The sequence below is a fragment of the Planomonospora alba genome (genome assembly GCF_039534085.1).
Lineage (GTDB): Bacteria > Actinomycetota > Actinomycetes > Streptosporangiales > Streptosporangiaceae > Planomonospora_B > Planomonospora_B alba.
Genome location: NZ_BAAAUT010000032.1, coordinates 77,336 through 87,896 on the forward strand (window position 1 = coordinate 77,336; position 10,561 = coordinate 87,896).

Annotated in this window: 9 protein-coding genes and 1 rRNA gene; all 10 read right to left on the minus strand. The window is 71.9% G+C overall.

From position 1 onward, the window contains the following. Window positions 1-127: 127 nt before the first annotated feature. The 10 genes from rodA to rrf all read right to left on the minus strand — a co-directional run bounded on the left by rodA (window position 128) and on the right by rrf (window position 10,420). A complete protein-coding gene (rodA, locus tag ABD823_RS20305; RefSeq protein WP_344861887.1) occupies window positions 128-1,288 on the minus strand; it encodes a rod shape-determining protein RodA in 1,161 nt (386 codons plus the stop codon). After that, entirely contained in the window at window positions 1,282-3,336 is a 2,055-nt protein-coding gene (mrdA, locus tag ABD823_RS20310) for a penicillin-binding protein 2 (protein ID WP_344861908.1), read from the minus strand. Before mrdA ends, rodA begins: the two co-directional genes overlap by 7 nt. Before the next feature lie 5 nt (window positions 3,337-3,341). Beyond that, entirely contained in the window at window positions 3,342-3,866 is a 525-nt protein-coding gene (gene mreD / locus ABD823_RS20315) for a rod shape-determining protein MreD (protein WP_344861889.1), read from the minus strand. Next, a complete protein-coding gene (gene mreC, locus ABD823_RS20320; protein ID WP_344861891.1) occupies window positions 3,863-4,759 on the minus strand; it encodes a rod shape-determining protein MreC in 897 nt (298 codons plus the stop codon). The genes mreD and mreC overlap by 4 nt, the downstream gene beginning before the upstream one ends. Continuing rightward, the gene (mreB, locus tag ABD823_RS20325; RefSeq protein ID WP_344861893.1) at window positions 4,759-5,790 is read right to left on the minus strand and encodes a rod shape-determining protein; all 1,032 of its coding nucleotides are present in this window, start codon (window positions 5,788-5,790) and stop codon (window positions 4,759-4,761) included. Before mreB ends, mreC begins: the two co-directional genes overlap by 1 nt. A 177-nt stretch (window positions 5,791-5,967) precedes the next feature. Beyond that, window positions 5,968-6,378, minus strand: a complete 411-nt coding sequence (gene ndk / locus ABD823_RS20330) for a nucleoside-diphosphate kinase (protein ID WP_344861895.1) — start codon at window positions 6,376-6,378, stop codon at window positions 5,968-5,970. 180 nt (window positions 6,379-6,558) lie between these two features. Continuing rightward, the gene (locus ABD823_RS20335) at window positions 6,559-8,451 is read right to left on the minus strand and encodes a hypothetical protein (protein WP_344861897.1); all 1,893 of its coding nucleotides are present in this window, start codon (window positions 8,449-8,451) and stop codon (window positions 6,559-6,561) included. Between the two features lie 11 nt (window positions 8,452-8,462). Further along, window positions 8,463-8,801: a DUF4233 domain-containing protein gene (locus ABD823_RS20340; protein WP_344861899.1), complete on the minus strand. Its 339-nt coding sequence runs from the start codon at window positions 8,799-8,801 to the stop codon at window positions 8,463-8,465. A 23-nt stretch (window positions 8,802-8,824) separates the two neighbouring features. Beyond that, the gene (locus tag ABD823_RS20345; RefSeq protein WP_344861901.1) at window positions 8,825-10,117 is read right to left on the minus strand and encodes a bifunctional folylpolyglutamate synthase/dihydrofolate synthase; all 1,293 of its coding nucleotides are present in this window, start codon (window positions 10,115-10,117) and stop codon (window positions 8,825-8,827) included. Between the two features lie 186 nt (window positions 10,118-10,303). Further along, window positions 10,304-10,420 (minus strand): 5S ribosomal RNA (rrf, locus tag ABD823_RS20350). Window positions 10,421-10,561 lie beyond the last annotated feature (141 nt).

A 10,561-nucleotide genomic window follows, 5' to 3' on the forward strand; every position in this document is an offset into this window, starting at 1 on the left:
CTCCGTCATCGCGAGTTCCGTCGTCGTTCCCAGAATGTTCCCTTGACGGGCCGGGCACCAGTGAGAGCCGGATTCCACGCACATGCGGACGGTTCTCATGTAACGCGCGCCCGGGGCATCCGGGAGGTCACAGGCGCGCACGCAGGTTGATCGCCTGGAGCAGCCCGATCGCGATCATGTTGGTGAACGTGGCGGTGCCCCCGTAGGAGAGGAACGGCAGGGGAAGACCGGTGATCGGCATGATCCCGATCGTCATGCCGACGTTGATGAAGGTCTGGAAGGCCAGCCAGCACACGATCGTGCCGGCCGCGATCAGGCCGAACCGGTCCTCGCACCGCCGCGCGATCCGCAGCGCCCGCAGCAGCACCACCCCGAGCAGCACCACCACGGTGGCCGAGCCGAGGAACCCGAACTCCTCCCCCACCACCGTGAAGATGAAGTCGGTGTGCTGCTCGGGCACGAACCGGCCCATCGTCTGGCCGCCGCCGAACAGGCCCTTGCCGAACACGCGCCCGGACCCGACCGCGTTCAGCGACTGGGTGCTGTTGTAGCCGACGCCCCTGGGGTCGGTGGACGGGTCCAGGAAGGCGGTGAAGCGGGCCACCTGGTACGGCTCCAGCACCTCGAGCCGCCACACGGCCAGTCCCGCCCCGGCCACCGCGAGCACCAGCAGGACCAGCCAGCGTTTGCGCATCCCGCTGACGACCAGCGCCGACGCCGTGATCACGCCCAGCACCATCGTGGTGCCGAAGTCGGGCTGGAACATGACCAGTCCCATCGTCACGGCGGCCACCACCAGACCGACCAGCACGTCCGCCCCGCGCGGCCGGTCGCTGCCCTCCGCGGGCTGGGCCAGCAGCGTGGCCAGCATCAGCACCAGGGCGAGCTTGGCGAACTCCGACGGCTGGAAGGCGAAGCCGCCGCCCAGCATGATCCAGGAGTGGGCGCCGTTGACCTCCGAGCCGACCGGGGTGATCACCAGGACCAGTCCGGCCAGCGCCACGAGGTAGACCAGCGGCGCGTAGGCCCGCATCACCCGGTGGTTCACCGCCGTCACCGCCACCGCCAGCGCGGTCCCGACCCCCAGGTTGAGGATGTGCTTCTTGACCAGGCCGGTGGCTCCGGGTGCCCACGTCCGGGTGGACGACCACACCGCCAGCACGCTGATCACCGCGAGCGCCAGCACCGCGACCGCCAGCACCCCGTCCGCCCGCCGCACCTGCGCGGCCACTCCCGCGGCCCGGCGGCCGAACGAGCGGTCCGCCGCGGCCACCGCCCGGCTCACCATGTCAGCGTCCCGTCCTTCTTGATCACCGGGGGCCTGGCCGGGGGCGCCCCGGCCGGGAGCGCCTTGGGCGCCGGCTTCCCCTTCGGGGTGAACCCGTAGATGCCCTCGTAGATCTTCCGTACGGCGGGCGCCGCGGCCGCGCTGCCCAGGCCGCCCTGGGAGACCATGGCGACGACCACGAAGCGCGGGTCCTCCACGGGCGCGAACGAGGCGAACCAGGAGGTGTCGGCCTTGCCGTACACCTCGGCGGTGCCGGTCTTGCCGCCGATGCGCACCTTCTTCATGGGGAACCCCTGGAACGCCCCTGCGGCCGTACCGTCGGAGGCCACCTGGCTCAGCGCCCGCTTGATGTAGGCCCGCTCGGCCGCGGAGATCGGCAGCGTCCCCCGCACCGGCACCTCGATCTCCCTGACCTTGGTGCCGTCCGGCTCGACCAGCGCCCAGCCCAGCCGGGGGCTGCGCAGCCTGCCGTCGGTGACCAGCGCCGCGTACGCCGCCGCCAGCTGCAGCGGCGTCACCAGCACGTCGCCCTGGCCGATGGAGAAGTTGGCCGCGTCACCCGGGCGGAGCAGGTACCCCTCCAGGCAGTTCTCGTGCGCCAGCCGGGTGAGGAAGGCGGCCCGGCCCCCGTCGGTCTTGGCGAGGTCCCGGTAGCCGTCCTCGGCGTTCTTGCAGTTGACGTCCTTGGTCGCGGCCCACGTCCGCTTCTTCCAGGCCCGGTCGGGGATGCGCCCCGGCGACTCGCCGGGCAGGTCCACCCCGGTGGGGCGGCCGAACCCGAAGGCCCGCGCCGTCCTGGCCATCACCTCCTTCGGCTTGCCCTTGGGCCGCAGCCCGCCGTCCTTGAGCCACTGCTCGTAGGCCGCCCGGTAGAAGATCGTGTCGCACGACTTCACCAGGGCCGTGTGCAGCGTCATGGAGCCCAGCGACCGGCCTCGGAAGTTGTGGAAGGCACGGCTGCCCACCATGTAGACGCCGGGGCAGTTGTAGCGGCCGTTCATCGGGTAGCCGGCCCGGAACATCGCGGCCACCGACGACATCTTGAACGTCGATCCGGGGGCGAACTCCCCCTTGATCGCCCGCGACACCAGCGGCTTGCCCGCCTCGTCCGACAGCAGCCGCTCGTACTCCTCCTCGCGGATGCCCCCGGCCCAGACCTTCGGGTCGTAGGTCGGCGCGCTGGCCAGCGCGATGACCCGGCTGGTCCGGGCGTCCAGCACCACCGCCGCCGCGCCGTCGGCCTTGGGCGCGGACTTCATCGCCTCGGCGATGGCCTTCTCCGCGACGGCCTGCACCTTGGCGTCGAGGCTGGTGATGAGCGTCAGGCCGGGCTTGCCCGGCGTCTCGTGCTCGACGCCGAGCACCCGGCCGAGCCGGTCCACCTGGACCCGGCGCCTGCCGGGGGTGCCGCGCAACTCGTCGTCGTAGACCTCCTCCAGCCCGTCCCGGCCCGCCATGTCGACGCCGGAGAACTCCGCCTTGAGGCCCTCGCGCCGCTCCAGCTCCTCCTTCGTGACCGGCTGCAGGTAGCCCAGCGCCTGCACGGCCGCGCTGCCGCCCGGATGGTCCCGTACGGCCTGCGTCTCGGCGCTGACCCCGGGGAACAGCTCCCGCCGCTCCATGATCTGCAGCGCCTGCGCCGTGCTGACGTCCGCGTCGACCGGGATCGGCTGGTGCGGCGAACCCGCCCAGCACGGCCGGGAGACCTTGGCGTCGCACGGCCGCATCCGCAGCCGCAGCTCCTCAGGGTCACGGCCGAGCACGGCGCCCAGCCGCTCCAGCACGGCCCTGCCCCCGTCCTCCATCCGGCCCAGCTCCGTGCGGTCCACCGAGATCACCAGCGTGGTCCGGTTGCGCACCAGCGGCCGTCCCGCCGAGTCGAGGATCCGCCCCCGTACGGCGGGCACCACGACCTCGCGCGTCCGCGTCTCGGTCGCCGCCGCCGCGTACTTGGCGCCGTCCACCACCTGCACCTGCCAGAGCCGCGCGATGAGCAGCACCAGCAGCGAGACCATCAGCAGCTGCAGCGCGACCAGCCGTCGCCTCATCCTGATCACGGGCGGCCTCCCGCCAGACGTCCCGCCGGCCGCGCGGTCCGCTCCCGGCCGTGGACGACCTTCGTCATCGTCCAGACCAGCACCGGCGCGGCCAGCACGTTGCAGAGCATCACCGGGGGCAGCGAGCCGGCGAGGGCCACCACGCCGGCGTCCGCGCCGCCGAAGACCACGCCGACCACCACCGCGACCGCGGGTCCGAGCGCCGCACAGCCCAGCGCCGCCGCCAGTCCCGCCTCCGGGCGGCTCTCCGCCCAGCGGCCGGTGACGAAGCCGAGCAGGCACAGCACGAGCGCGTACTGCCCCATCTCGTGCGCGACCGGAGGCAGGATGTCGCCGAGCAGCCCCGCCCCGAACCCCATGAGGGCCCCCTCCCTGGCCCCCCGCGCCAGGGCGTAGCCCACCACGCCGAGCATCACCAGGTCGGGCACCGCGCCGCCGGGCAGCGGCAGGCGGTTGACGAACGTCACCTGCACGACCATCAGCAGCAGGAGCACTCCCGCCGCGAGCATGTCGCGGTTCACCGCGTGCCTCCGTTCCCGCCGCTCCGCCCGGCGGGCGGCAGCACGGCGTCCCGCGGGTCCCGCCGCGGCGCCTGCACCACCACGCCGACCACGTCCAGCGCGCTCAGATCGGCGTACGGCCGGGCGTAGGCGACCCTGGTCAGCTCACCCGGCGTCGCCTCCACCCGCTCGACCACCCCGATCGGCACCCCCGCCACGTACGGCACGCCGCGGTGGGAGCCGAAGCTCACGATCCGCTGGCCGGGGGTGATCGGCGTGGACGAGTCCAGCAGCCGGAAATGGAGCAGGCGGCCGTTCTCCCCGGCGCCCTGGACGATTCCGATCTCTCCGCTGCCCTCCAGCCGGGCGCCCACGGACGCGGCGGGAGCGCTGATCAGGGCGACGGTCGAGGTGGACGGCCCCACCTGGACCACCCGGCCGACCAGTCCCTCACCGTTCAGCACCGTCATCTCCGGCCGCACCCCGTCGGACCCGCCGACGTCGAGCTCGACGGCCTCCTCGAACCCGGGCACGCCGCGCCGGGCGATCACCTGGGCGGGCACGATCCGGTAGCCGCCGGTGCCCGCCAGCCCCAGCAGCCGGCGCAGTTCCGCCGAGCGCTGGTGGTCCATGGCCTGCGCCGACAGCGCGTACTTGAGCCGTGCGTTCTCCGCCTGCAGCCGCTCCACGCGGCGCTGCGCCTCGGGCGCGGCCGCCAGCGACTCGAAGAACCGCACCACCGGCCGCACGGCGCTCGCACCCACCTGCTCGACGGTGCCGAACACCGTCGCGCCGGCGCCGCGGAGCGGGCCGAGCGGCGAGTCCTCCCCCGACCGGTGGTCCACTGTCATGAGCACCAGCGCCGAGGCGAGCAGCAGCCCCACGGTCGCCCGTGCCTGGCGTGTGTCCTTCATCAGCGTCTCGGCTCCGGAACGAGGACCTGCTGCAGCGCCTCGAAGTCCTCGACGCACTTGCCCGTGCCCAGCACGACCGAGTCGAGCGCGTTGTCCACCCGGTGGATCGGCATCCCCGTCTCGTCCCTCAGCCGCTCGTCCAGCCCCGCCAGGAGCCCTCCGCCACCGGTCAGCACGATGCCCCGGTCCATCAGGTCTCCCGACAGCTCCGGCGGGCACTTGTCCAGCGTGGTCTTGACCGCGTCGACGATCGCGTGCAGCGGCTCCTCCATCGCGGCGCGGATCTCCGCGGCCGAGACGACGACCATCTTCGGCAGGCCGCTGACCAGGTCGCGCCCGCGGATCTCGGCGTGCCCCTCCTCGGGCAGCGCGCAGGCCGAGCCGATCGAGATCTTGATCTCCTCGGCGGTGCGCTCACCGAGCAGCAGGGAGTACTCCTTCTTCGCGAAGTTGATGATCGCCTGGTCCAACTCGTCGCCGCCCACGCGGATCGACTGGCTGGTCACCGTGCCGCCCATCGAGATGATGGCCACCTCGGTGGTGCCCCCGCCGATGTCGACGACCATGTTGCCGGTCGGCTCGTGGACCGGCAGTCCGGCGCCGATCGCCGCGGCCATCGGCTCCTCCACGATGTAGACCCGCCGCGCCCCGGCCTGGTAGCCGGCCTCCTTCACCGCGCGCTGCTCGATGGCGGTGATCCCGCTGGGGACCGCGACGATGATCCGCGGCTTGGCCCAGGGACGGCGCACGTGCACCCGCTGGATGAAGTAGCGGAGCATGCGCTCGGCGACCTCGAAGTCGGTGATGACGCCGTTCTTGAGCGGCCGGACGGCCTCGACGTTGCCGGGAGTCCGGCCGATCATGCGCTTGGCCTCGATGCCGATCGCCACGATCTTCCCGGTGACGGTATTGATCGCCACGACGGAGGGCTCGTTGAGGATGATGCCACGGCCCCGCACGTATACGAGCGTGTTGGCGGTGCCGAGATCGACCGCCATGTCGCGGCCGAGGAATGCGAGCTTGCTGCCCATGGGGAAGCCGCCTTCCTTCCGTCGGTCATCAGCGAGAACTACGGAGCGAACTCGCCTCGTGACAGGGTGTACCCACTTGCGCCCATATTGAGGCGTCCTGTCCCGAAAAATCTCACCTGTCACTAAACGCACAGGGCCCCGCCATCCCCGGGATGGCGGGGCCCTGCGGGGCCGGAACTAGAAGCGGTCCGGGAAGAAGATCTTGATCTCGCGGGCGGCGGACTCCGGGGAGTCGGAGCCGTGCACCACGTTCTCGCCGATCTCCAGGGCGTGGTCGCCGCGGATGGTGCCGGGGGCGGACTTCACCGGGTCGGTCAGGCCGGCCAGGGCACGGAATGCCTCGACCGCGCGGGGGCCCTCCAGGACCATGGCGACGAGCGGGCCGGAGGTGATGAACTCGACCAGCTCACCGAAGAACGGCCGCTCGGAGTGCTCGGCGTAGTGGGCCTTGGCGGTCTCGGCGTCCAGGGTGCGCAGGTCCATCGCCACGATCTTCAGGCCCTTGCGCTCGATGCGGGCGATCACGTCGCCGACGAGGCCACGCTTCACACCGTCGGGCTTGATCAGGACAAGAGTGCGCTCGGACACTGAAGTTCTCCTTCGAACGGGATCGGGCCGCAGACTGCGGTGAACGGGCGAAGTTTACCGCCCCCGGCCGGTTCCCCCGTGGTCGGCGGTGCAGGGGCGAGCCCCGGCACCGGCACCGCGTCTCAGCCGTTCCCCCGGACCGGCCGCTCCACCGTGACGGAGCGTGAGGCCCATCGCGCCTCAGCGGCCTCCGGGCCCGTCACCGAGCGTGTCCTCGGGCGAGGGCATGGGGGAGGGCACGACCGGCCCCTGGCCCGTGAGTCCCGCCGCGCCCCCGGCCCCACCGGGAACGCCGCCCGGCCCGCCGGGAGGACGCGTCCCGCCCTCCTCCGGACCGGCGTCCGCCGCTCCCCCTCCGGGCAACGGATCCTCGGCGACCGGCTCCTCCGGCTCCCGGTCCGCGGACGCCCGCTCCCCGGCAGACCTCGAGACGGGCCGCTCCTCGCTGTCCCGGTCCGGCGTCCGGTCCGGGGAGTCCTCCACCGGGGCGGGGACCGGCGCGGGCCCGGCATCGGAGATCCGCGGCAGGGTCCCGCTCAGGGCCTCGGAAGACGCACCGGAGGCGTCGGCGGTGGCACGGACCTTCTCTCCGTCCGCTCCGCCGCCGCCCGCGCCGTCCCGTGCCGGGAGCGCCACGTCGGAGGCCGTGTCGGAGGCCGTGTCGGACCGGTCGGCCGCCGTGCGGCGGGCCAGGAGCGCACAGAGCACGATCACCACGACCACCAGGCCCCCGCCGAACAGCGCCCACAGGTGCAGGGCGCTCACGAACCCGTCCACCAGCCCCTGCGAGGAGGTGGCCTCCTTCAACCGGGAGACCTGGATCCCGCTGCCCAGCAGGAAGCCGACGAGCACGGCGGGGAAGAACAGCGCCAGCGCGAAGAGCGCGGCCCCCACCCCGGACAGGCGCAGGGCGGCGGTGAGCGCCACCGCGGCACCGGCCGCCAGCAGCACGAACGGGGCGATCAGCACGGGCCCCTCGGCGGCCGGAAGCAGGAACCGCACCGAGCACAACCCGACCACCACGGCCACCAGACCGGCCGCCGTGACCTTGGGCATGACGGCGTCGTCCAGCCGGTTCACCAGCGCCGCGGCGACCAGCGCGCCGATCCCCGCGAGCACGAAGGCGGGCCACAGACCGGACAGCCCCGGACCGCCCAGCCCGCCGAGCTCGACATAGGTGACCTGGGCCGCCGTGGGCAGGATCACCGCTCCCACCGCCAGCATCGTGTAGGCGAGGGTCCGCCCGGCCGCTCCCTCCAGAGCCCCTGCGGACGCCAGGCCCAGCAGCGCGGCGACGGACAGCACGGCCGTGAGGACCACCATCCCCGCCGACCAGTCGAAGGTGGTGCCCAGTGCCAGGAGCGCGATGCCGATGGACGGCACGGCCGCCATCAGCAGCCGGCCCCGCTCCGCCGTACCCGGCCCCGGGAGCACCGGCGCGCTCTCACCGCTCCTCAGCCAGAGCACGAGATAGCAGGCGGCCAGCACGAGCGCGATGCCCGTCAGCAACGGGTACGGCTGCAGCGTGACCCGCCAGGACGTGGCCGCGTCCAGCGGCCACAGGGCCAGCGCCTGCGCCGTGAGCAGGCTCGTCGCGAGCATGCCCGCCCACACCGCCCGCAGGATCCGGGGCCGCTCCCACACCGCCACCAGCGTGGCGGGGACGAGCAGGCCCGCGCCGATCCCGTGCGCGCCGCGCAGGATGCCGACCAGCGGGGCCGAGTCCGCGTAGCCTCCGGCGGCGTCGGCGACCGCGAGCAGCACCAGCCCGGCCATCAGGACGGGGGCGGCCCGCATCCGGCGCACGATCACCGCTGCCAGCGGAACGGTCATCACCATCGACGGGAGCGCCAGGCCGTGCGCCCGGATCATCTCGATCTGCGAGACGCCGGGTGGAAGGAGCGCGGCCACCACCGAGATGGTGTTGGGGATGGCGACGATCGCCAGCGGGAGCGCCACCGCGACGAGCAGTCCGAGGACCGCGTCGAGCAACGCGAATGAACGGGGCGCGTGCGTCGGGACCGCGGATGCGGCGGTCACCGTCCGCGCCGGCTGAGTTGGGGGGACGGCCATGTAGGCCGACTTTAGCGTGAAGTCACGCCCTCGACACGGTGAGCGACGAATATCGCCGTAATCCACAGCGCGGTGAAGATCGCGCCGAGGAAGAACATCATCGGGACCACGACGCCCGAGGCGATCGCGAGCACCTGCAGGAGGCTTCCCGCGACGTAGGCGAAGGGCCGCTTGAGCATCCCGGCGACCGCCACGCAGAGGACCGCCAGGCCGATGCCGACGGTCACCGCCGTCACCGGCGCGACCCCCTGGACGTTGATCGCCACAGGCGTGATCAGTCCGACGACGATCGCCTCCATCCCGAGGACACTGGCGCAGAGCCGCCGCATGCCCGGAGTGACAGTGATCATCTTCCGTCTTCCCTCCGCCCGGCTCATCCGGCGTCCCCCGCCTTGAGCAGCAACCGCGCGTCTCCCGCCGTGACGACCGATCCGGTGATCAGAACACCTGCCCCGGCGAACTCCCCGGCCTCGTCTGCCAGGCCGATGCCGATGTCGATGGCGTCGTCGAGCCGGTCGGCCCGGCGCACCCGGTCGATCCCGAAGACGTCCTCGGCGAGTGCCCCGAGCTCGTCGACCTGCATGGAGCGCGGCGAGGAGTTCCGTGTCACCACGATCTCATCGACCATGGGCTCCATCAGCTCCAGCATGGCCCGCACGTCCTTGTCACCGAACATCGCCACCACGCCGATGAGCCGGGAGAAGCCGAAGGACTCGTGCACGGCCTCCAGCGTCGCCCGGACGCCTCCGGGGTTGTGCGCGGCGTCCACGAGGACCGTGGGGCCCCGCCGTACGACCTCGAGCCGGCCGGGCGAACGCACCTGCAGGAACGCCTGGCGGACCAGCTCGGGGTCGAGCACCTCGTCGCCGGCCGTCAGCGCCTCGACCGCGGCCAGCGCGCAGGCGGCGTTGCCCGCCTGGTGCGCGCCGTACAGCGGCAGCAGGACCTCCTCGTAGTCCGCCTTGAGGCCCTTCAGGTGGAGCAGCTGCCCTCCGACCGCCAGTTCACGGCCGAGAACCCCGAACTCCAGGCCCTCGCGTGCGACGGTGACCCCGGTCTCCGCCGCCCTGCGCAGCAGCACCTCGGCCGCGGGCAGTTCCTGCTGGGCCAGCACGACGGTCGCCCCCGGCTTGATGATGCCGGCCTTCTCCCCCGCGATGGTCGCGATGTCGGGGCCCAGGTAGTCGACGTGGTCCAGGGAGATGGGCGTGATGACGGCCACCGTGCCGTCGGCGACGTTGGTGGCGTCGAAACTGCCGCCCATGCCGGTCTCGATGACCGCGACGTCCACGGGGGCGTCGGCGAAGGCGGCGAAGGCCATCGCGGTGAGCGTCTCGAAGAAGGACAGCCTTCTGCCCTGGGCGTCGATCATCTCCAGGTAGGGGGCGATGTCCTCGTAGACCTCGGTGAAACGCTCCTCGCTCAACGGAACACCGTCGACGCAGATGCGCTCGCGCATGGAGATCAGATGAGGGCTTGTGAACCGGCCGACGCGGAGGTTCCGCTCACGCAGGATGGTCTCGATCATTCGCGTCGTACTCGACTTGCCGTTCGTGCCCGCGACGTGGACGACCCGGTACGCGTGCTGCGGCGAGCCGAGGAGGTCCATGAGCGCGGCGATCCTGTCCAGAGTGGGCTCGAAGTTCCACTCCACGCCGCGTTCCATGATTGCTCGTTCAACCGCTCGATAGTCCACGCCCCAAGCCTACTGACTCCGGCAGCAGGGTCCCGACGTGCCCGCGGGAACCCCGGAAGGGTCCCATTCCCCGGGAACGAGGCCGCCCCGGAAGACGACCCCCCACACCCCGAAAACAGAAAGGGCCGCCCCGAAGGACGGCCCTCACTCAAAAATGTCCGGCGGCGACCTACTCTCCCACACCCTCCCGAGTGCAGTACCATCGGCGCTGAAGAGCTTAACTTCCGGGTTCGGAATGTAACCGGGTGTTTCCCCTTCGCCATAACCGCCGTAACCCTATGAAACAAACAAACGAAACCGCTTGCTGCCTCAGAATTGCCTAGTGGACGCGAGCAAACACTTCAGAAAGTATGCTTTGCGGTCAAGTCCTCGGCCTATTAGTACCGGTCAGCTCCACACATTACTGCGCTTCCA